19 protein-coding genes are annotated in these 22522 nt (G+C 60.9%); 8 read left to right on the forward strand and 11 right to left on the reverse strand.

Going from position 1 to position 22522, the window contains the following annotated elements; translation table 11 throughout:
• Window positions 1–2 precede the first annotated feature (2 nt).
• Both LJ362_RS13120 and LJ362_RS13125 read left to right on the forward strand, forming a co-directional pair.
• Window positions 3–1382 carry a polysaccharide pyruvyl transferase family protein gene (locus tag LJ362_RS13120; protein ID WP_264799501.1) on the forward strand — a complete coding sequence of 460 codons (1380 nt, stop codon included), beginning with the start codon at window positions 3–5 and terminating at the stop codon, window positions 1380–1382.
• Between the two features lie 661 nt (window positions 1383–2043).
• The gene (locus tag LJ362_RS13125) at window positions 2044–3321 is read left to right on the forward strand and encodes a CDP-glycerol glycerophosphotransferase family protein (protein WP_264799502.1); all 1278 of its coding nucleotides are present in this window, start codon (window positions 2044–2046) and stop codon (window positions 3319–3321) included.
• A 76-nt stretch (window positions 3322–3397) separates the two neighbouring features.
• Here the strand turns inward: LJ362_RS13125 and LJ362_RS13130 are convergent, their stop codons facing one another.
• The 11 genes from LJ362_RS13130 to LJ362_RS13180 form a co-directional block, all read right to left on the reverse strand.
• Window positions 3398–4927 carry a glycosyltransferase gene (locus LJ362_RS13130; RefSeq protein ID WP_264799503.1) on the reverse strand — a complete coding sequence of 510 codons (1530 nt, stop codon included), beginning with the start codon at window positions 4925–4927 and terminating at the stop codon, window positions 3398–3400.
• Window positions 4928–5324: 397 nt separating this feature from the next.
• Complete coding sequence (locus LJ362_RS13135; RefSeq protein WP_264799504.1) at window positions 5325–7976, reverse strand: polysaccharide pyruvyl transferase family protein; 2652 nt, start codon at window positions 7974–7976, stop codon at window positions 5325–5327.
• A 130-nt stretch (window positions 7977–8106) separates the two neighbouring features.
• Window positions 8107–10227 carry an acyltransferase family protein gene (locus tag LJ362_RS13140; RefSeq protein WP_264799505.1) on the reverse strand — a complete coding sequence of 707 codons (2121 nt, stop codon included), beginning with the start codon at window positions 10225–10227 and terminating at the stop codon, window positions 8107–8109.
• 105 nt (window positions 10228–10332) lie between these two features.
• Window positions 10333–11256, reverse strand: a complete 924-nt coding sequence (locus LJ362_RS13145; RefSeq protein ID WP_264799506.1) for a glycosyltransferase family 2 protein — start codon at window positions 11254–11256, stop codon at window positions 10333–10335.
• Window positions 11253–12104: a CDP-alcohol phosphatidyltransferase family protein gene (locus LJ362_RS13150; RefSeq protein WP_264799507.1), complete on the reverse strand. Its 852-nt coding sequence runs from the start codon at window positions 12102–12104 to the stop codon at window positions 11253–11255. Before LJ362_RS13150 ends, LJ362_RS13145 begins: the two co-directional genes overlap by 4 nt.
• 44 nt (window positions 12105–12148) lie before the next feature.
• Window positions 12149–12538, reverse strand: a complete 390-nt coding sequence (gene tagD, locus LJ362_RS13155; RefSeq protein ID WP_264799508.1) for a glycerol-3-phosphate cytidylyltransferase — start codon at window positions 12536–12538, stop codon at window positions 12149–12151.
• 103 nt (window positions 12539–12641) lie between these two features.
• Window positions 12642–13910 (reverse strand): CDP-glycerol glycerophosphotransferase family protein, encoded by a 1269-nt coding sequence (locus tag LJ362_RS13160; protein WP_264799509.1) that lies wholly within the window; start codon window positions 13908–13910, stop codon window positions 12642–12644.
• A gap of 166 nt (window positions 13911–14076) precedes the next feature.
• Window positions 14077–14460, reverse strand: coding sequence for a DUF2267 domain-containing protein (locus LJ362_RS13165; RefSeq protein ID WP_264799510.1), 384 nt, complete (start codon window positions 14458–14460; stop codon window positions 14077–14079).
• 60 nt (window positions 14461–14520) lie between these two features.
• Window positions 14521–14745, reverse strand: coding sequence for a DUF2795 domain-containing protein (locus LJ362_RS13170; RefSeq protein ID WP_127364806.1), 225 nt, complete (start codon window positions 14743–14745; stop codon window positions 14521–14523).
• A 13-nt stretch (window positions 14746–14758) separates the two neighbouring features.
• Complete coding sequence (locus tag LJ362_RS13175) at window positions 14759–14938, reverse strand: aldo/keto reductase (protein WP_264799511.1); 180 nt, start codon at window positions 14936–14938, stop codon at window positions 14759–14761.
• Between the two features lie 53 nt (window positions 14939–14991).
• Complete coding sequence (locus LJ362_RS13180; protein WP_264801848.1) at window positions 14992–16185, reverse strand: dicarboxylate/amino acid:cation symporter; 1194 nt, start codon at window positions 16183–16185, stop codon at window positions 14992–14994.
• 292 nt (window positions 16186–16477) lie between these two features.
• Between LJ362_RS13180 and LJ362_RS13185 the strand changes: the two genes are divergently transcribed.
• The 6 genes from LJ362_RS13185 (at window position 16478) to LJ362_RS13210 (ending at window position 22514) form a co-directional block, all read left to right on the forward strand.
• On the forward strand, window positions 16478–17608 hold the full coding sequence (locus LJ362_RS13185; RefSeq protein ID WP_264799512.1) for a magnesium and cobalt transport protein CorA: 1131 nt from the start codon (window positions 16478–16480) through the stop codon (window positions 17606–17608).
• 113 nt (window positions 17609–17721) lie between these two features.
• Window positions 17722–18327: an HdeD family acid-resistance protein gene (locus LJ362_RS13190; protein WP_264799513.1), complete on the forward strand. Its 606-nt coding sequence runs from the start codon at window positions 17722–17724 to the stop codon at window positions 18325–18327.
• Window positions 18328–18489: 162 nt separating this feature from the next.
• On the forward strand, window positions 18490–19365 hold the full coding sequence (locus LJ362_RS13195) for a glycerophosphodiester phosphodiesterase (RefSeq protein WP_264799514.1): 876 nt from the start codon (window positions 18490–18492) through the stop codon (window positions 19363–19365).
• 91 nt (window positions 19366–19456) lie between these two features.
• On the forward strand, window positions 19457–20218 hold the full coding sequence (locus tag LJ362_RS13200) for a pyrimidine reductase family protein (protein ID WP_264799515.1): 762 nt from the start codon (window positions 19457–19459) through the stop codon (window positions 20216–20218).
• Entirely contained in the window at window positions 20215–20724 is a 510-nt protein-coding gene (locus tag LJ362_RS13205) for a flavin reductase family protein (protein WP_264799516.1), read from the forward strand. The genes LJ362_RS13200 and LJ362_RS13205 overlap by 4 nt, the downstream gene beginning before the upstream one ends.
• Window positions 20725–21065: 341 nt before the next feature.
• Entirely contained in the window at window positions 21066–22514 is a 1449-nt protein-coding gene (locus LJ362_RS13210) for an MFS transporter (RefSeq protein WP_264799517.1), read from the forward strand.
• Window positions 22515–22522: the final 8 nt, after the last annotated feature.

Raw genomic sequence — 22522 nt, forward strand, 5'->3', positions numbered from 1 at the left:
CAATGGCAAAGTTCCGAATCCTGTTACTGACCAATCGCGACTCAGACAATGTCGGCGATCAGATCATCGAGGGCAGCGTTCTCTCGATCATCAAGGGAATCATGTCCAACCTTGGCCTGACCCCTGACGAGTATTCGATCAACAGTCGAGCCGCGGGCATAGTCAGCAAGAAATTCTTGAAGACTGGCGATCCGAAACTGCTTGAAGACGCTAAAAAAGCCATTTCCAATGCGGATCTCATCATTTTCGGTGGAGCTCCGCTGTTCAATTACAAGTACCAGAGCTTTTACCGTCGCACTATCACGACACTCGAGTTGGCAAATGAGTACAATGTTCCAGTTATCTTCTCGAGCATCGGAGTAGAGTCTTACGATCCTGACAATCCCAAATCTCAAGCGCTCAAGGCCGCTCTGGAATTGCCCTGCGTTCGTCAGATCACCACGCGCGATGATCTGGAGTCACTACGGAAGTACACTGAAAGCACAGATATTCCAGTCGCACGAGTAGCTGATCCAGCTGTTCTCGCGGATATTGTGTATCGGGATGTCGCAACTCCTCGCACGCTACCGGCCGTGGGCCGTGCCAAGACCATTGGATTGGTTGTGACCCGTGCTGGGATATTCGCAGACAACGGCATCTCCTGGAACGAGAGCAAACAGCGCCGCTTCTGGCTCGACATAATCGCACAACTGACTGAGCGTGGATACGACTACCGCCTTTTCACTACAGGCCATTTTTCAGATGAAGTATTTCTTGACGCGCTGTTCCGCAAAAAGAAGATTCCCGCTCGCAACGTAGTCTTCACCGTCAATACTCCTGACGAATTGGTCCAGGAGCTAAACGAATGTGATGGGGTCATTGCGTTCCGTCTGCACGCCTCTATCACTTCTTTCGCCTACTCGGTACCCTCCATCGGGCTATCTTGGAACTTTAAAGTCCCTTACTTTTACGATTCAATCGGATATTCCGAACGTGCTTTTCCGCCGGAGCAATGGAACGCCGAAGCAGTCATCCCTGCTCTCGAACGAGCTATGGTATCCGGGATCGATCGGGACGAGGAATTCCTCACGTCCGTGTACAACACGTTGTTTGAAGGGATCAAGAGCGTCATCGCACCGGACAGTTCTTTCGAACCGTACAGCTATGAGCAGCTGAAGACAAAGCTCCCGCCTCAGCCGGCCACGACCGCCGCTCAGTACAAACTCCGCAGTCAGATCAAATTCCGCCGGACCTACGAGAACTACCAGCGCTACTACAGGTACTACTTGGCTGCGGAGCGGCGAAGGCGCGAGCAGGTGTCGCTCCGGCGCCGGCTCTCACAATCCGTCATCGGACTGAGTTACAGGCGGGTTCGAAGGCTTTTCCGCAAGCTATTCGCGTAGAACTTCGATTCGGGCGGCGTTGCTATACCGCGAGGCGTCAGGGCATAGGCAGTGCCTCGGTTACTGAACCAGTCTGTGATTGCTAGGGAACGGTATGAGCATTTCTGGTATTCATTGGGGTTATTGACGAGATGGCCAACAATATCCGCGATATCCGGCTATGTGGACGATCAACTTCTCACGACGATCTGCTCGGGCCGATCCGCGATCGTTCTCTTGAGGAGGTCACACGTTTGCCGTCATCTGGGTGTACGCTCGTACGCATCATGACAGCTACTGGCTGCCAGACACTTCGACGTTTCAGATCTAGAATGACAATTTCTATAAGACAATCTCGGCAGTACTTCGTCGGCGATAGCCTGATTTCGAGCTCGCCTATTCCTCGAATTTTGCGACCAACCCCGTCGACTGCGCAAAGCCCATCTGATCTGTGTTTCAGCAGGGCCTTCTCAATATGAACCCAAAACGTGCTGAGGTGACAAGAGAGTCTGTCGAATGGGAGAACGCGGGACCAAGTGCTCGTTCGGATCGAGAACCCTTCAGTATTAAATTTCACATATGTCACCGTTCTCTTCTCCACGCTACATGCCCGTAGTATTGACTCGAGAGTCACACTAAAGCTTGCTCAATGGTTTGCCTCAGCCTCGAAAGGGACATCGAAATGAGCCTGATCCGAAAGACTGCTCTATGGGCTCTGAAATCATCCGCTTGGAAGAATACAAGCAAGTGGATCAGAGGCACAGAACGATGGAACCGCCTCGAAGACGAATATGACGGCAGCTATGTCAAAGCCGAAGTCGTCGTCTACTTCGGCGACCGCAGCTCGAAATTCTACCAACTCGAACAGTGGATCCCGGTCCTCGAGGAGCTCCATAAGGAGCACAGGGTCGTCATCGTCGTGCGAAAAGGTTCAGCCTTGACCAGCGTGCTGGAAACCACTCACCTCCCCGTGGTGTTCAAACGAAGGTTCGATCCCCTGCAGACCTTCTACCACGCCAATGACTTCAAGCTCGCTCTGTACGTCAACAACGGAATGACGAATTTCCAGTCGCTCAGCTTTGCTCCGATGGTCCATGTCCACGTCAATCATGGTGAGTCCGACAAGCTGAGCATGGTGTCCAATCAGGCCAAGGCCTATGACAAAGTCTTCATTGCCGGCGAGGCCGCTGTGGAACGACACCGCAGGGCTCTCATCGACTTTGATGAATCCCAGCTAGTCCGAGTCGGCCGGCCCCAATTGGATATCGAAAGGCCGCTCGAGCTCGAACCTTCGTCGGCCAGGACGATCATGTACGCGCCCACATGGGAGGGCGAAAACGATGCGAACAACTACACTTCGGTCGACCTCTTCGGTCCGCAGATCGTCGAGGCCGTGCTCCGAATCCCCGATGCGCGTCTGATCTACAAACCCCATCCGCGGGTCGAAACGTCCAAAGACCCGGAAATGGTCGAAGCGAATGCGCGGATCCTCGAACTCATCGAGGCAGCCAACTCGCCCATTGTCGACGGGACTCTGCAACACCAAGTGCTCATGCAGGGAGACATCCTCGGCATGTTCGACACTGTCGACCTGCTCATCACCGATATCTCCAGCGTCGGACTCGACTTCCTCTACCTCCACCCGAACAAGCCGCTTGTGCTCACCGATCGCCGCAATGACTCCGAAACGCTCAATGCCGAGGCGCCGATCAGCCGTGCCACTCCCCTGATCAATGAATCGACGATCGACAGAGTCGAGTCGCTGATCAGCGAGATGCTCAACCATGATTCGTCTGTCGAAGTTCGGCACGAACTCCGCCGCCACTATTTCGGTGACGGCGAGCCAGGTTCGTCGTCCGTCCTGTTCACCGAGGCAGTGTCCAGGCTGATCGCCGATCGAACCGTCGCTCTTGAGAGCTTCCACACTGAAAGCGTCAACGCCGAAGCCGACGACGAATAGCCGCGATCGGACTCAGCCAGCGGGTCATCGCCGCGGTCAGCGCGTCACCAGAACAGGCAGACGCCTGAAGCTCGAATTACTTCCGAGCTCTGACCGAGAGGTTCCCGTGCTTCGTCGAATACCATTCGCGAGCCGCCGCAGACGTGGCACGGAATCGCTTCGGAGTGCTGATCCTCCGCTTCGACGTCCACAGGTCCTGAGACCGCCGGAGAAAGACGTCGAACGTCTCATCCGCAGACTCGGAGAAGCTCTCATCGTCTACATCGAAGGCGAGCACCGTTCTGTGCCCGAATCTGCGGAATGAGATCTCAGACAGTTCATTGATGAAGAACGTGCTGAGTTTCCTACCGGCCGCGACCAGTTCCAGCGTCTCTGCAATCGACTGATGAATACCGTCGATTTCGAGCTCAATTCTGGTGCCACCCGCGATCGGGGTGCAGGTGAGTTTCTTGGCTTCGATCGACTGAGCCGACTTCGTGTCAGCGCTGTCCGGCAGGTTCGTCAACCGCAGCTCTCCGAGCGCCTTCTGCCAACGTCGGTACCCGGCCTCGGGGAGATAGCGGTCGACGGACTTCACCGCTGCACGACGCATGGGTTCGACTTCGCCGGATTCCAGAGAGACGAACCTTTCGATCTGGTCGGCCAGTGCGTCAATATCGCTCCACGGAGTGATGAAGCCGTTAACGCCCTGGTCGATGAGGTCTCGCGGACCGTAGGTGATGTCGTAGACGATTGGGACACACCCGGCGCCCATCGCCTCCAGCAGGGACAGCGGCAGGCCCTCGCTCGTGCTGGTCAGTGTGGAGAACGATGCCGATGTCAGTTGTTCGTGTACATTGATGACGTACCCCGGCAGTTGGACGCGATCGTTGAGGTCGAGTTCATCGATGAGAGCTTCCAGCTTTGGTCTCGCGGGTCCCTCCCCGAGCACGGTCAGGGAGACTGCGATTCCACGGTCTCGTAGCTTTGCGACAGCTCGGATCGGGTGCTCAATGCGTTTGAGGTCGATGAGGTTCGCGACCATTACTGCGTTCCCCATGTCTCTCTCCATCGGCGGATCAGAGACGACTGATCCTTGCGGGAGTTCCCCTGTCAGCAGTCTGATGTTCTCGCCAGAGAAGCCCATGGCGCGAATAGCTTCGGCCTGCTGCTGTGTCTGCACTCCGACGATGTCGAATCGGTCGAAGTTGCGCATCGTATCTGTACGGGCCCTCAGGGGCTGCCCGTGATTACCGTTCCATGGGTGGCTGAGATGGCTTCCGTGGAGGAAGAGGATGAGTGCGAAGTCGCGGTCCGAGATTTCGTGGATGAATTCGCTGACCTTCTTGTCATCGACGATGACAACTGCCGGCGACGTCGTCACGGTCGCTGTGATCCACGCATTGTAGAAATCGCGCGGCCGGCGCCACTCGACCATCGGCTCCCCCGCCGGAGAATGCAGGATGAATCGTCGGCCCAGTTTCGGATCCTCGATGTCAGCGAGCAGCAGGCTTCCGTCGCCTCGCAAATAGTTGCGCCGGATGACTCGACCGGTACGCGAGTTGCGGAACACGTCGTAGAAAGGGGTGATGTTCTCGAGCTCGCCGTCCTCGTCGGGGATCGGCATCCTCGGTGGCTCACTCTCAAGGCGGGCCAGTTCGGCTTCGCTTCGTCCTCGAAGATCCTGCCAGATATTGACCAGTTCAACGTCCTCTCGCATCTTCCCCTGTGCGATCAGACGATCCCTGATCTCATCTGTGTCCATGCGCGGACTGAACGTGAGAATGGTCTGTGACAGCGGGTTGCCAAAGTTCTGGAAGCTCCGAATCCGACGCAGCGCAGCCGTCGTCATGCCGCCCATGGACTCCGGAATGCCCCACAGCACGTTGTATACGTGGACTGCGTCGGTCCCAAATGCGGGATCGTCTGGTTCAACGTCCCGGCCGTTGCCGTTTGGGTTCGTTCGGGCTCGCAATCTCACAAGTGGTACCTTTCCTCAGCGCTCATCGACGACAAACGGGCAATCAGCGCGTCAGCGCCATACGGCCGAAGTGGCGAGCCTGACGGCGCCAATTGACGATCTTGGGAACGTCCGCTGCCTCCCACTGGGCTTGGATGTTCCAGTCACCGTCGAGGTCGGCATATCGGTCTTTCACGATCATCTGCATCGCATCGATATAGCTGAGCCCATTCTGCTGCACGAGACCGAGGACTCGTTCCACGACACCTTCGCTGCGCAGTCGAGCCAGATTGAGCACTGCAATCTGCGGATCGAACGGCACGAAGTCTTCGCTCATCCCCGCGTGGCTGGCGAAGACGAAGTCGAGGGCGCCCGTGTGATCGTCACCGAACGAGCTCGCGATCCGCCGCATCAATGTGAGACCGCTGGATCGATTCTTCCTGACGTCATGTTTCGCAGCCACCAGTGCGTCTCCGAACTCGACGGTCGAGAGCTCGGTGATGTCTGCAGAAACCTCGGCGGTTGCGGGCACGACGATGAGACGCTCGTGGTCCGCAAACAGCGCAGGCAGAACAGCCGACAGCACTTCAGACGTGTTCTTCTCGTCTCCCAATTCGACCGACGGAAGGATGTCGATACTCCCCTGGATGAGCTCGCCTCGGATCTCGTCGACCTCGCTTGACGTCAACACACCGTTCGGCAGCCACACTCGGTATGCGGCTCCTGTGTGGGTCTCGAGAGTGCGGAGCGCCTTCCCGACCAAAGTCCCTTCGCCTTTCTCAACGGTCATGACGACGTCGGTGACCTGCGCGTCAGGTGCGGGGCGTTCGATTCCGCTCAGTGCCGAGGCAACGGTCTCTCTGTCCGCGACGGGTAGTTGGGCAGAGGCCAGGTACTCGTCAGCAAATGCCATCGCATCTGCCGTGATCTCGACCCACTTCGCGTAGATCTCGTCTTCGGATGCGCCCGTTGCGATGAGGGGCAGCAGCACAGCGAGCTTGTCGAGGATTCCATTGCGAATGGCATCGAACTCGGCTGCGTCGATGCCGATGAGTCCGCCGAACCGGGAATCGGACTTGTTCTTGGGTTCGAAGTCGACGTCGGCCCCGACCGATCGTGCCGGCAGATTCGCGTGCAGGCGGGAAGTGAGGACGTGCTTGTACTTGTAGGCGTAGTCAGCGACCCAGTTGCGTGCGAGTTCGAGGTTCTCCGGGAACGATTTATCGCGGATCGCGGTGACGGTCTGCTTCTTCTTCGGTCCCTTGTTGTCTTTCGTCCAGTCGACGCGCAGCGTCCCTGAGCGACGGTCGGGTGAGGGCGCGGGGAAGAGAGTATCGACCGTCGTCGTCAGGCAGCCGGAGAAGAATGCGGGCACACCGACTGCGCGCAGCACGGCGACGGACTGCCAGTCACGGCAACCGACCGGTCCGTACTTCTTGAGGTAGGCGATGGCTTCGGGGGTGAGCATCTCGGGGTAGCGCACGAACACGGACAGCAGGATCGGGCGCAGATTCGGGTGGAACGGGATGTTGAAAGACTTCCCGAAGATGTCGTGCATGTACCAGCCGAAGGCGATGTACCAGGTGTCCTCTGGGATGTCCTGATAGACGTTGCCGTCACGGTAGACCTCGACCAGGTTGAGTTCGGCCTGTGGTCCCGCGTACTTTCGTTCCTCTTTGACTGACTTGCGGAACTTCTTGAAGAGTGCTGTCAGTCCTTCGTCGCCGGAGAACGTGAGGTTCTCATACCGGAGGAGGTGACCAATCGAGGCAATCGTCTGGATGTAGTCGCCGATGTTGCGTGACCGGATCCCCGGCTGATCGTAACTGAGGACACCGAAGTTGCGCTTTCCGGCTGTCGTCGGCAGAGCCTCGAGGTGCTTTCCTCCCGGGAGCCAGTCGCGCATGCGGTTGAGTTCGTAACGCACGGCCGAATCGGCGTCGTCCTCCATCTGGTCGAGACGAGCTTCGACCAGAGTCCGGACCTGGTCGAAGGCATCGATGCAGAAAGCCGATTCGGCGGTGCGCAGCACTGCCTTCGCACTCCACTTGTCGGTCTCCCCCGCTTTGTCCGCAGTCTCCAAAAGCGGCAGTGCCTCGTGTCCGAGCGTGTCGATCGCGGTCGGGTAGTACTCCTCGGCGGCGGCGACGATGATCTCCCGGTCTTCGATCTTCTCGAACTGTGCCCATGCGACCTCGGGGTCCGATGACCGCTGGTAGGCCAAGCCTAAGAGAACCCTTCCGGCTTCCTCGGTGGAGGCATTGCTGCGGAGGTTGAGCCCGACCGACACGGTGTCTGCCAGGTGTCCGGCGGCGACGAGAGACCGTCCGGCCTTCACGACAGCGGGACCGAACGACGATCCGTGGGTCAGGGCTTCGGATAGTGCCGCGTGAGACTTGAGGCGTGCCAGCTGCCGTGCCTTGGCGTCGACCTCGCGTGTCGATGGGGCAACAGTCCATCCATCGGTGTTCTCTGCTGTCGCACCGTGCAGTCCCGTTGCCAGTTTCCGGTAGGCACGAGCGGTTTCGGTCGCGATCTTTTTCGGTTTGCCGGACGACTTGCCGGTGCCGCCGGTTGCGCGCTCGCGCACGTACTTCGTCCCGGAGGCCCGCTCGACCACGGGCAGTGCACGACGGGCGATCCCGTGGACAACTGGTTTCACCAGTTCTCTTCCCTTGCTGAGGTAGCGGTCCGCGGCATTTCGTCCAGTTGTCACTCGTTTCGTCCTTTGCAGAGATTTCGGTGAACGGTCGTGGGATCAGGTGTGAGGCTCGGAGTCGATCAGCCACACGATATCGAACTTCACTGTCAGTTCGATGAATCGGTGACCGATTTCCTTCCGAAGGTCAGCCGAAGGTGTCCAAACCTGTCCGGCTGAGTCTCGATCCGAGTTGAGGTGCGAGGGTTTCCGCATAGGTCGCAGTGATGTGTGCGGTATCGAAGTAGGTGATGACGCCGCCGATGACAGGCTCGCAGCGCCCCTCGGGGCAGAACCAGTCCTCGGGATAGATGACAGAGAGCCGTTTCGAATCGATCGATTTCGCCGAGGCTGCCAAGGGGTCCATCCAGTGCCATTCCTCCGGAGCTCCGGAACAGGCAGCGAGATCATCTTCATGTTTGGCTACACAGTCCGGCACATTGATGTCCTGCCCACCCGGGTACGGGGTGTCCCGGATGACGACGACATCGAGTTCCGCATCGATCCAGCGTTGCAGGATCTCCCTGTGCCCTTCGGGAGCCTTCGCTTCGGTTTCGTCCCAGTCCATCCCGTCCAACGGCGTCGACTGGCGTTCCGAGGTGATCACGGCGTCGAAGCCGCCTTGGGTCGTCCGCTCGGTGACCCAATCAGCGTAGTGCTGACATCCTTTGGTCTCGTCGGAAGTCGAGAGATCCTGCGGCAGGGTCGAAATGCTGCAGTTCGAAGCGAGGAACGTGGTGATGGTCAGGTCTTTCTCCTCGGCCAACCGTTCGAGCGCCGGCAGCCAATGACCGGCATGCGAATTGCCGACCAAGGCGACATGCTTCGAGCCGTCTCCGTAGGTGCACTCGGGTTTGCTCGCGTAAGGGGCGCTGGCCCAGCAGCCGTCCGCGTAAGCCTTGGACTTGTCCTTCTTCGCCGCTGCCGGTTCCATCTGGAGGGACTCCATTCCCTCGCAATTGGGATTGTCCTTCGCGTTGGGCAGGAGGATCCTGCCGCCGAGGCAGGAGTCCGGGTCATCCAGCCGGGCTTGGAGTTCGTCCTCATTCTGCTCGACGAGGTTGTTCGCGACGACCATCTGGCTGAGACCGAGGGCAACAACGAGCGCCATAGCCACAGCTGCGAAGCCAAAGGTCTTCTTTGAACTGCTGAAGAACGCTGATTTGCGGAATCGGTTCTCCACCCAGGCCGTCGACGCCCAGGCGGCGACGATCGAGACCAGGATGATGGCGATGTTGTCGATCACGCCGAGGCTCTCTGAACGGCCCAGCTTGACCGAGGCGTAGGGCACAAGGACGATGAGCGGCCAGTGCCAGAGATAGACGGAGTACGAGATATCGCCGAGGAAGCGCACCGGTCGCAGCGACAGCAGCGGAAGTACAGACGTGCGTCCGCGGGAGTCGGCGAGGATGACGAGAGCTGTCGACAGCACCGGGACGAGCGCAATGTATCCGGGGAAGGGCATGTCCGCGCGAATGAGAAATGTGGCGGCCACGATGCCAGCGAGACCGATCCATCCGAGCAATGAGCTGAACGGCAGTCGTTCGGGTCGAATATAGAGCACGAAGATGGCGACAAGGCCCCCGGCAGCCAGCTCCCACATCCTCGTCGGGGTGATGAAGTAGGCCATTGCGGGTTCTGCGGCCGTGTACCAGATGGAGAAGACGAACGAGGCGAGGAAGATCCCGAGGACGGTGAACCCGACGATTCTCTTCGATCGACCGAGCTTTGTTCCGATGAGGAATGCCAGGCCGATGATCATGGGCCAGACGAAGTAGAACTGCTCTTCGACTGACAGCGACCAGAAATGCTGTACCGGTGATGGAGCATTGTCTGCGGCGAGGTAGTCGACGCTGGAGACAGCGAAGTCCCAGTTGACGACGTAGAGGCCAGCAGAGAGGATCTGCCGCCCGGTATCGGCCCACACCGACTGCGGAGCGACGAGGAAGGTGGCGATGCCGACGAGGAAGAGGACGAGCAGGGATGCCGGCAGCAGTCGCCGGACACGTCGTGCCCAGAACTTGGCTACGTCCGACCAGCTTCGCGGAGGGGACTTGATGAGGTGGGTGGTGATGAGGAAGCCGGAGATGACGAAGAAGATGTCGACTCCGACGAATCCGCCGTCGAATGTAGTCGGCCACAGGTGGTACAGCAGCACGATCCCCACGGCCAGTGCACGCAGCCCCTGGATATCGGAGCGGAAGCCGGAGGGCTGAGGTGCGCTGTTCGCGTGGGGAGAGCTTTCAGCAACGTACGCTGATGACGACATGAAGCGGCTCCACTCGGTTTCTCAGTCGGTGAGGTCGGACCCGACCGCGGTCCCCTCTTTGTTCTCGGTGCGATCTCTCGCGCGCCGGGCGGATAATCCTGGCGTTCACACGATCGGGGGGCGTCCGTGCCGGGACATTCGAAGTACACCTCGTCTTGACAGCTTCTGCCTGTCTTCGTCTTGGCCCCACGGGTCGAGACGCCAGCCGGCCCGCCATCCTTCCATCCAGGCCTTGAGCTGATGTGGCTTGTTGGCCCATTTGATGAACTGCATCAAGGTCCAGGAGCCCACATAGGCCCAGCTGAACGGCCACGGCAGGTTGCGTCGGGCCAGCCAGACTCTGTTTCTCGCATTCATGTAGAAGTATTCGTCGTGGCGCCTCGGGTCGATCACTGGGTGAGCGACGGCGAGGTCGCCCATGTACCAGACGATGTAGCCGGCGTCCCATACCCTCCACGCGAGTTCGATTCCCTCGTGTGCGTACCAGAAGGGGGCTGGCCATCCGCCGCACGCGTCGAAGGCCCGGCGCTGCATGCAGACTGCGCCTTCCCACACAGAGAACACATTCGATGAATGGTCGGCGCTTCCCTTCTTCAGTCTGGGAATCCACCGTTTCGGTGCATCCGGCCCACCGGGCTCCTCAACCCTTGGCTGGATCAGTCCGATCTGCGGTTTAGTCCGCATCAGTTGTGCCATGCGCATCAGCGACGTGTCATCCGGCAGCCATGCGTCATCGTCAAGGAAGAACAGGAACTCGCCGTCGACGTGGGGGACTCCGGCGTTGCGTCCGGCCGGAATGCCGAGGTTCTCCGGCAGACCGAGCTTCTTGACCTGGTCCGGGATTCCTTCCGGTTCCCACCCGTTGCCCACGCAGACGATGTCGAGGTCGACGCCCTTCTGCGCGAGAAGTGATTCGAATCCGCGGTTGAGGTCGTCGAGTCGCTTTCCCTGGCTCAGGACGACGACGCCGAATGTGTACCGGCGATTCTCTTCGAACCGCTGGGAGAGGATCCTCGAAGCATCGCTCATGACAGCCTCTTCGATGCCATGATCGACAGGAAATGTCCGATGACCGAGAGCAGGCACAAGGGCGCCATGATGAGAACGAGCCATCGCTCTCCGAACAGCGGTCCGGCCCCTGGTACCACAGCAATCGCTGTCACGATGCTCGAGAGCAGCGCCATAAGCGACATCTCCACAGAATGGAAGATCCGGTGGAAGGGCACGAAGCGGGCGATACGTTTGAGGGTGGCGACGAGACCCGGGTTGACCTCGGTGGCCGCCTTGGAATCAGCGAGTTTGTCGAGGCCGTTGAACGCGCGGGAGACGTGGACCATGTCGTTGAGCGCCTTGTTGAGCAGGACCAGTGCGGCCAACGCGGTGCCGGCGAGGAGAAGAGGGTAGGAACCGGTCGGATCTTCGACGAGGTTGTTCCACTCCCCCACGGCCCGCACACCGAGGGCAACCGCGACCAGGCCCTCTGTGGTGTAGTGGCCGACCTTATCGAGGAAGACGCCCTTGGCTCCGCTGGTGCCTCTCCAGCGAGCGACTTCACCGTCGCAGCAGTCGATGTACATCTGCACTTGGGAGAAGAAGACGGCAAGCACAGCGCCCCAGATTCCGGGGATCAAGAGGCTTCCGGCGACGCACCACCCAGCCAGGATCATCAGACCGGTGACGCCGTTGGCGCTGATTCTGGTGCGCACGAGCAGCATCGTGAAGTAGATCGAGATGTGCCGGAGGTAGAGCTGCGCGGTCCAGTGCTCCGCGTTCTTGCGGCTGCGGACTTCGATCGGCTGTGCCTTGGCCCGAAGCTCCGACAGCGTCGGATGTTTCGCCGGGGACTCTTCGGGCACGTCCGTTCCTCTCTGATTCATGGATGGTATCCAGCCACGATAGCGCGAAGCCCGCGCCGGTTCGGTCAGGACTTGCCCAGCTCGGTCTTGATCCGCGTCGTCGAGATCTCGGGTGTGCGGGGGAGGTAGACGACCTCGCACTTGTCTTTGAGGAAGTCGAACTCGCCTTCCCAGTCGTCGCCCATTACGAACGTGTCGATGTGGTACTTGTCGACATCAGTCGACTTCTGCTCCCAGTTGTCTTCAGGAATGACGAGGTCGACGTAGCGGATCGCCTCGAGCATGTGCTTGCGCTCTTCGTAGCTGAAGTACGACTTCTTGCCCTTGCCTGCGTTGAACTCGTCGCTGGAGAGAGCAACCACCAAGTAGTCGCCCTGGTCCTTGCACCGCTGGAGCAGGCGGATATGCCCGTAGTGGAGCAGGTCGAAGGTTCCGTAAGTGATGACTCGTCGCATTGCTGTTTCCGTCCAGTGATCGGAGCCCAGGTGGTGGGCCGCGGAATTGGTCCGGCGTTATTTTACCATTCTGTAATTTCGAGTTAAGAAATTGTCATATGCTTCACACGAGATGCTTTAACCGATGCTCCTCGACCCGCTGGGCGATCACCTGCTCGCTTGACCGGATGAAACGGGCCATCTGCGCCCCTGGGCTCGTGTCACCGAGATAGAGCTGGGCGATCGCCGCAACAGACCCGGCTTGCGCGACTGCCTCGGCGATGGCGTCGACGACATCGGCTTCACCGGTGGATCCGACTGTCGGACACAGATCCATCAGGCCGCCTTCGAGCACCTCTGCCTGAGGTTCGTGAGGCTGGACCATCACGAGGGGTTTTCCAGAGGCAAGCCAGTCGAAGGCGACCGACGTCATCTCGACCACGGCCAGGTCGGCCTCGTCCAACTGCCACGACACGTCTGGACTCTTGTCGAGGAACCCACGCCGATCGGACTCGACGATCTCCGCCACGTCTTCGACAGCCTTCTCAAATTCGTGGCACATCACCCCCGTGCGCGGGTGCGGGCGGAAGATCACTCGGTATCCGGCTTCCAGCAGCGAAGTGACGAGCTGCGTTCCGTTGTAGGCGATGGTGCCGTACGCCATCGACGGAGAGTCACCCTCCCACGTGGGCGCATAGAATACGGCTTGCCCATCCGGGGACGCCTCTTTGAATTTCTTCCACTCGTGCGGAACCGAACGGGGGCGGTCGAGCTGCGGTCGTCCGACGTCGAACATGCGATCGTCGCTCATTCCGTAAAGAGCCTGCTGGACGCGTTCCCTTGCAGCCCGGCCGGCGGTGAAGACATAGTCGTACCCCTTGAGCTGGTTGGAAATCATCGAGATCTTCTCGCTCTCGCCGTGGCTGAGGTGCACGTGAGCGGGCTCGGGGTAGCGCAGCGCTTGGAAATTGCTGGTTCCCTGGTTGACATAGAAGACGGCACGGAGACTCGGGGACTGCATGAACTTGTCGAGGCCGCTGGTCAGGCGTGAGAACCGCACCGGGAACGAGGTGATGCTCTTCAGGTACTCCGCCACCGGGGCATTGCGGACAATGATCCCGAAAGGCTGATCCCCATGACCGGCTTCCTTGAGCCGCGCTTCGAGTTGCTTGAAGGGCCAGAACCACTGCTCGAGCTGGTAAACCGAGGTGAGGTCACCGGCGAAGTAGCCGGCTGCGACGAAATGGTCATCGTCCTGCGGAGAGAATTCGTCTGGCAGTCGCGATTCACGGACGCGTTCCCGCAGTCTCTGAGCCACGAGTTTGGCGACCGACTGCGCGAAATTGGCGCCGCGAACAGCGGTGTGCGGCAGATCTGCCGGTAGGAAGGTCATGGAGACTATTGTGCATGCCTATCTGTGTCCGACCTGAACTCGACCTCCGTTCCTGCTTGATCGTGGTGAGCTCTCACGCGATATGGTCGGCGTCGCCAAGAGCATCCTCACAGCATGCACCTCGCACCTCGCGTTCTTCTCGCGTGAGGGGTACGCCCCGAAGAGATCAGTCTTCGAACAGCGGTGCGAAGCCTGCGGGCAGCTGTGAGCGGAGATCGTCGACCTCGCCTTCGGAGACTGCGGCGTCAAGCGTCGAGATCACCGCACGCGCGTAGGCGCGGGCGGTATCAGGATCGATCCCCTCGCCTAGCTGATCAGCCAGACGACGGAGGAAATCATCGACGTCGTCGGTCAGCGGCGCCTTCGAGCCGTGCCGTTGGAGCGGCTCTTGCAGTTCGGCAGGAAGCTGGGCGGCCAGATCCGCCGCCTCGCCGCCCTTGAGCTGTTTGCCGAGGTTATCCAATACCGTCCGGGTCACGACGGCAGCGCTTTCAGGATCGCCGGGCCCGCCGGTTTCGGTGACGTTTTTGAGGAACTCATCGCTGCGCATGTTCAAACACCTTCTTCCGATTCGCAGTCTTCTGTCACGTCGTCGGTGCACCGGCCGATCTCATCGGTGGACCCCTCCGGGGGCGTCGCCTTCGGGCTCCTGTGGGACTGCTTCGACGACATCGTCCTTGTTCTCGAACTGTCGATCCGGCAGAGCTTGCAGGGCCTGAAGTGTCTTCGCGGTGGCCGAGCGTTCGGTCGCGTAGTCGATGAGCTCGGTCTTCGAGGCGGGGAATTCCATCCCCTGCAGGGCCTTCTCTGCACGAAGTTCGTCACGTGTGGTCATCGGTGTTTCTCCTTCATCTGTGATTCGTATCTGAGGTGAGGATGACTTCATCGCGTTTGTCGCCCATGATCTCGCCGAGGACTCTTTCCGCGTCCCCGGCCGAGTAGAGGTTGGCTGTATCGATGAAGTTCACTCCACGGTCCAGAGCCTCGCCACGTCGTCGGGTGAGCACGTGTGCGGACTGTGCCCTCACGCTCTCAGAATGACGAAGCCTTCGCTACCCCTCCCGTGATTCGAGTGAAAGGGCTACAATCCTCGGCTGCCCTCGCTGATCCGCTTCTCACTCTTGTCGATGAGGTGGACTCCGACGAGGTCGCCGGTGATGTTGATCATCGTCGCCCCCATTCCGAGCAGAACGTCGACACCGGCGACCAGAGCGACGGTCTCAAGCGGGAGACCGGCTTGCTGAAGCAGGATCGTCAATCCTATGAGTCCGGCGCCGGGGACTCCTGCGGTGCCGATCGAGACGAACGTGGCCGTGAGGACGATCGCGCCGAGTTCGAGCACGGACATGTCATGGCCGACGATGTTGGCAGCCAGCACCACCGACGCCCCCAGACGGATGACCGCCCCGTCCATGTTGATGGTCGCACCCAATGGGATGACGAAGCCTGCGACCTCTTGGCGGATATTTGCTTTCCTAGTCGCCTCCAGCGACACAGGGATCGTCCCTGAGCTGCTCTGAGTCGTGAACGCCGTGGCCATCGGCGCACCGGCGACGCGGAAGAATCCGCCGACCGGAATTCGATTGAGCAGCAGCAGCGGAATATAGACGAGGAGTATCTGCGCTGCCAGACCGGCATAGACGACGCCGGTCAGTTTGCCCAGGGCCGCCAGGGCATCGATTCCTTGGCTGCCGATATCGCTCGCCACCAGGGCTGCGATACCGAACGGCGCAAATTGGAGTATCCCTCCAAGGATGCGGAACGTCATCTCCTTGGCCGCAAGTACGAGGTCGTACACGAGCTTCCCGAAGCCGGAGATCGTCGAATCGGACGAGCGGCGCATACCTGCCATCGTGAGACCGACGATCATGGCCACGAAGATCAGAGCGAGGATGTTGCCGTCGACCAGAGCCTTGAAGATGTTCTCGGGGAATATGCCGACGAGCTGGTCGACGAATGAGGGGGCCTCGGGTGTCTCTGCGCCTTTCTCAGGGCGTTGGAGACCGGTCCCCGGTTTGACCAGAAGGGCCAGGGACAGACTGATGACGACGGCGGCGATCGTCGTGAGGATGTAGAAGGCGAAGGTCTTGAAGGCGACCCTGACGAGGTTTCCGGGGCGCGTGCTGTTGACCGCGTCGATCAGCGTCACCATGATGATCGGGATGACGATCAGCTGGAGGAGGTTGAGCAGGATGTCACCGATCGGTGACAGCACCTGCGCCTTCTCTCCGAAGACGAAGGCAACGATGAGTCCGAGGACGAACCCGGCCGTCATCTTCAAGAAGAGTGCTGTATCCCGGTAGCGGCGCCAAAGGCGGGAGAATATTCGTGGCATGGTCTACGGCTCCGTGCTCTCATGCTCCTCGTGGTGGGCTTCCGGTCCGCGACGATGCCGACCGGTTGCCACTCTAACCCCATCTGCGCACAAGCGCAGTCAGAGATTTGGCGCAGGCACCGCACCCGGTCTGAGAATTCGACGATAAAGTATTTCGCTCCCACTTGCTGCGTCCTGAGGCCGACAGAGGTGTGCAGTACCGTTGAGGAGCTGTCAGAGGAAAGGGAGCACAATGGCAAGAGTCCGCAGAGACAAGCCCGAACGACCGTCACTGCGCAAGCGACCGGCGGTGGGGTCAGAAGCGAAGTCCACCGAGTCACCGACGCTGTTCAGCCGCCGCATCATCGACAGCGAACCGCGGGAGATGAACGTCGTCCGGTCCTTCGCCGACGCGCTGTCTGCACATGACCCGGACGGCTCCGGCTCGTCCGTTCCCGGTTCGATCACGCAGATCGTCATCCCCAGGCCCGCTCCCGGGCTGTTCGCGGAGGTCGCCTCGACGTGGGACCTGCATCCGGTTCTCGTCGATGACCTCTTCCACGCGAACCAGCGGGCCAAGGTCGAGCGATACGGTGATGTGCTCTTCGTCGTCCTCAAATCAGCGGTCTATATCGACGCGAAAGAAGAAGTCGAGTTCAACGAGTTCCACCTTCTCATGAAGGATGATGTGCTCGTCATCATCTGTCAGGGAGACCGCTTCATCGACGGCACACCGATTCCGGCGGACACCAGCGGAGTCCAGGAGTACTTCACGAACGAGAAGCGCAGCTGGGCGAAAGACCGCGAACTTCTCGCACTCGGACCAGAAGCGCTCATGTTCCGCCTGCTCGACACCGTGGTCGACGGGTACTTCCCTGTTCTCGATGGACTGCAGGACGACAAAGACGGGATTGAGAGGCAGGTCTTCAGTGGGGACACTGCCGCCGCCGAGCGCATCTATCTCCTCAGCCAGGAAGTGATCGATGTCCTCCACAACTCCACCCACCTCAACCGACTGACGCAGGCACTCGGAAACGGGGCCGCCAAGTACGCGATCCCCGATGACCTGCGCGCCTACCTCGATGACGTCACCGACCACCTCACCCGGGTTCTCGCCGAGGCGGGCGAACTCCGTGAGGCCCTGTCGCAGATCCTCAACGTCAATTCCACCCTCGTCGCGCAGCGGCAGAACGAGGACATGAAGAAGATCTCCGGCTGGGCAGCGATCCTCTTCGCCCCCACCCTCGTCGGAGCGATCTACGGCATGAACTTCGACGATATGCCCGAACTCCACTGGGCTTTCGGCTATCCGATGGCGTTGGGGCTCATGCTTGGGTTGGGAGTCGTTCTCTACGTCGTCTTCCGAGTCAAGAAGTGGATGTGAGTGGGGAAACCTGTGGGGATGGGACCACGGCCATGCCACCCACCCCACCCTTCTCCCACCGCAGCACAGGGCTAGGCTGAAAGTAACCCAAAGACATGTCAGAAAGAGGAGTCATGGCTACACCACAGAATCCCACGAACCCCACAGGCGCCGTCCGCTCCCTGATGACCGAGCTCGGCAAAGGCGCCTTTTGGGCGGTGCTGATCCGCGGCATCCTCGCCGTCCTCTTCGGAATCCTCCTCCTCGCCGCACCCGCTGCAATGGCAGTGGCTCTGGGAATCTGGGTGGGCGCTTGGCTCATCGTCGACGGCGCCCTCGAGATCACCCATGCACTGCACGCTCGCAGGCAGAACCTCTCGTGGGGTTGGGAGCTGGGCGCAGGCATCGCCTACGTCATCGGCGGCGTCATCATCATGATCATGCCGCTGTCGTTCGCCGTCATGGGCGGCACCGTCATCCTGCTGATGATGGCGTCGGGAATGCTCATCCGCGGCATCCTCAGCGTCGCGTCGAAATCATTCAAAGGATGGTCGAAGGCCGTCGGCGTCCTCGACATGATCTTCGCCGTCATCATGTTCATCGTCGTCTTCTCCAACCCGGGAGCTGCATTGCTCGCGCTGGTTTGGATCATCGCGATCTACACGATCATCTTGGGCATCTTCCTCATCATCATGGCCTCCGTCGGCCGCTCGCATACGAAGCAGGCCTTCGGAAACTGACTAACCCACGGTTCGTGTCGGCCGTTCGATGAAGGGCCGACCGTACGGGCCCGGGCGGCCGCCTCGGCGAGGTCAATCATCTCCCAGCCGTTCGCCCACTCTGCGAAGAACGTTCACGGCGGCTTCGCCACAATATAACCTGTCCTCCATAGCGTCGGGGGCGTGAATACACAGAGAGCAACATCCCAGCGCACCCGTCCATTCACCATCCTCGCCACCGCGGTCCTCACTGCCTCGGCCACCTTCGGCGTCGGCCTCGCCCCCGCGGCAGCCGCCGGGCTCGGCTCCGCCGGCGACGCACCAGGACTCGGCTCCGCCAGCGATTTCACCGCCCCTGATAAGGTCGCCGACATCGAATTCACGACCACGATCTCCCACCGAGGCGGCGCCGACGTCTATCCGGAAGAATCCATGGAAGGATTCACCGCCTCGGCGAAGGACGGATTCCTCCCCGAGATGGACATCCAGTTCCTCGAAGACGGCACCCCCGTTCTCATCCACGACGACACCGCCGACCGCACCCTCAACGGCGTGACCGGACCCATCCGGGACCTCAGCCGGGAGGAATGGGACGCAGCCACGATCAAGCACCCGGCCGGCGGAGAAGAAGCCGCCACCGTCACCCTCGACGAACTCCTCGACGAGATGGGCGGCGAGGTCGTCCTCGTGCCCGAGATCAAACCCGGGGCCACCCCCGAGGAGGTCGACCGGGTTCTCGACGAATTCGACGAACGCGGGTTGAAGGACTCCCTCGTCGTCCAGTCCTTCGACTTCGAAGCGGCGAAGACGATCGCCGACCGCGGATACACCTCGCTCTACCTCATGGGCTCGACCATGCCGAAGGAATCACCGGCAGAGATCAAGGACGCCGGCATCGAATGGGTGGGACCGAGCAAGAACCTGCCGACGAACAAGATGCGCGAACTCGACAAGGCCGGCTTCCACGTCGCCCCGTACACACTGGCGACCGCGAAGGACGGTCACCGTCTGCCCGGGTTCATCGACGGCTATTTCACCGACGACGCTTGGACGGACTGACTTTCTCGCGTCAGTGAACAGTCAGCGGGGTCCGGGTGATGGTCGGAAAGTCGTCGCCGCGAGTGCCTGCGAGGTTCAGTAGACTGCACATATGGAGCCACTCGGACGCGGTGCCCCGATCCCGGATCCGCTGACACCCTATCTCGAGGTCGAACGCACCCAGCCGCGGCACGAATGCTGGGTGACCGGTCACATGGTCGCCGGTCTCGACGGAACCGCCGCCATTCACGGACGCGTCGGTGCTCTGTCGACAGAACCCGATCAGGACCTGTTCCGACGGATGCGACAGATCGCCGATGTCGTCATGGTCGGCGCGCAGACAGTGCGCAGCGAAGGCTACGCGCCGATGCGGCTGAGCGAGTCCGCCCGAGCGCAGCGTCAAACACGGGGACAGTCCGAGATGCCACCCGTGGCGGTCGTCAGTCGCAGCCTCGACCTCGACTGGTCCTCACAGGTCTTCACCGCAGCACCCGAGCACGCGCGCACCATCGTCATCACGTGCGCAAAGGCCGATCCGGAGCGGCTGGCGGCCGCCGAACAGGCGGCCACGGTCATCATCGCCGGCGAGGAGCGGGTCGAACCAGCCGCCGCTCTGCAGGCCCTTGCCGGTCTCGGCTACCAAGTCGTCCTGTGCGAAGGCGGACCCCGGTGGCTCGGGGAGCTCGTCGCCGCAGACCGCCTCGACGAGCTGTGCCTGTCGATCTCACCGATGATGGGCGGCGATGCGCTGCCCGTCAGCGTCGCGCCGCCGGGCGCCGGCATCGCACAGTTCTCGCTGAAGTCGACGATGGTCGCCGATGACACTCTCTTCCTCCGATACGAAGCGAAGCCGGCGGCGGAGGGACGATCATGAGCACCTCCGGGCTCGACGACCTCATGGGTTCGGTCGATTCCCCGCTCATCGTCGTCACCACCTCGGCGGAGGGCGAACGGGCCGGCTGTCTGGTCGGCTTCCATTCCCAGGCGAGCATCGATCCGGAGCACTACTGCTTCTGGCTGTCGAAGGCCAACCACACCTACCGGGTGGCGCTGCGTTCCGAGCGCTTCGCGGTGCACTTCCTCACTGACGTCGACCGCGAGTCGGCACGGCACTTCGGATCACTTTCCGGAATGGAGACGGACAAGTTCGCCGGTCTTGACTTCACCGACACCGAGGACGGGGTGCCGCTGCTCGCGGACCTGCCCAACCGTCTCATCGTCGAACGCATCGCGATGCTCGACGACGGGAGCGATCACGTCTGCCTCACTGCACGTGTGATCGCGACCGAGACCGGGCAAAGCTTCACTCCCCTACGGCCTTCTCAGCTGGGGGACCTCAAGCCCGGGCATGGCAGCGACGAACGGGCAATCCGCCCTTAAGCCGGCCGGCAGGGCACGAGAGGCACCTCCAGCAGAGGACTTCGTTCTGGCGCGCAGTGCACCGCCGGTCCCGCATCGCTCTCAGACGGCGACGACTTCGACCGGGATGTCGCCTCGGGCGGCCTTCGAGTACGGGCAGAGTTCGTGCGTGCCACCGCACGATAGCGCAGTTGCCCTGTGTTCGTAAGGGGGCGGACACAACGCTCCTGCTCAGTGGTAACGTGCCCAGCACACGCCGACCATGCCCCAGGTATGGTCTCGGGCCGAGGCGGTCCGACTCAGTTGGGCGACACCCAGAGGGTGCGACAACGCACCCGGTGACAGTCTGGAGGTTGAGAAACTTGAGCGAGTCCTCGCGCGACGAGAAGATTCCCACCCCGGACGGCATCGACATGAGCAGGATGCCGCCGGAGGACAAACGCACTCTCAAGCGCGCCATCGGAGGGTCCGCGTTGGGCAACGCCGTCGAATGGTTCGACTACGGCGTGTACTCCTACGTGTCGGTCTACATCGCCAATGCGTTCTTCCCCGGCGAATGGGGTGTGGCGCTGACCTTCGCCACTCTCGCGCTGTCTTTCGTCTTCCGGCCTCTCGGCGGATTCGTCCTCGGGCCCTTGGGCGACAAGATCGGACGTCAGCACGTCATGGTCCTGACGATCATCATGATGACGATTCCGACGACGCTGATCGGCGTCCTGCCCACCTATGCCACCCTCGGCGCCTTGGCGCCGATCCTGCTGCTCCTGTGCCGGATGGTCCAAGGCTTCTCCACGGGCGGGGAGTACGGCGGCGCGGCCGTGTACATGGCGGAATCGGCACCCGACAAGCGGCGCGGGTTCTGCGGTTCGTTCCTCGAGCTCGGCACCGTCGCCGGGACCGCCACGGCAGCTCTGGTCTGCACTATCCTCCTCGTGCTCGTCGGCAGCGATGGGATGGACGCCGGCTGGTGGCGCCTTCCGTTCCTCCTCACCCTGCCGCTGGGCGCGGTGGCGCTGTGGCTGCGCATGAAGCTCGATGAACCGGAGGCTTTCTCCGCAGCGACGTCACGGCAGAAGACGACGAAGAAGCCTTTCCGGGAACTGTTCCGCGGATACTCGAAGCAGATCACCATGCTCATGGCGTTCGTCGTTCTGCTCAACATCGGCCAGTACATGGTGCTGACGTACATGCCGACCTATCTGGCCGAAACGCTGGGGCATTCGGAGGTCGAGAGCAACTTCATGCTCATCGGCCTGCTCGCGGCGATGATGATCGTCATCACGCCGTTGGGGCGGCTGACGGATTCCATCGGGCGCAAACCGGTTCTCTACACCTCGGCGATCGGCTTCATCCTCCTCTCCGTGCCGGCGTTCATGCTCATGCACGCCGAGGCAGCCGGCTGGCAGATCGTGGGCCTGGCCATCATCGCCCTGCTGCAGGTCATGCTCCAGTCCTGCGTCTCGGCGACGCTGCCGGCCATCTTCCCCACGCAGGTGCGGTTCTCCGGCTTCGCCATCGGCTACAACATCTCCACGGCTATCTTCGGCGGCACGACCGCAGCGGTGAACACCTTCGTCATCCAGAAGACCGGTTTCGAACTCTTCCCCGCAATCTACTTGGTCGCGGCCGGAGTCATCGGGCTCATCGGCATCCACTTCTTCAACGAGACTGCCGGCCGGCCCATCGACGGTACGACACCACCCGGTTCCGAGGACGAGAAACTCGCCGAGATGGGCTATGACCTCATCGGCTTCAATGCCAACTCCACCGACGGCCGCTCCGGCATCGGTGGCAAGCACACCTCAGGCTGAGGTACCCC

It is taken from the genome of Brevibacterium sp. JSBI002 (assembly GCF_026013965.1).
Classification (GTDB): domain Bacteria; phylum Actinomycetota; class Actinomycetes; order Actinomycetales; family Brevibacteriaceae; genus Brevibacterium.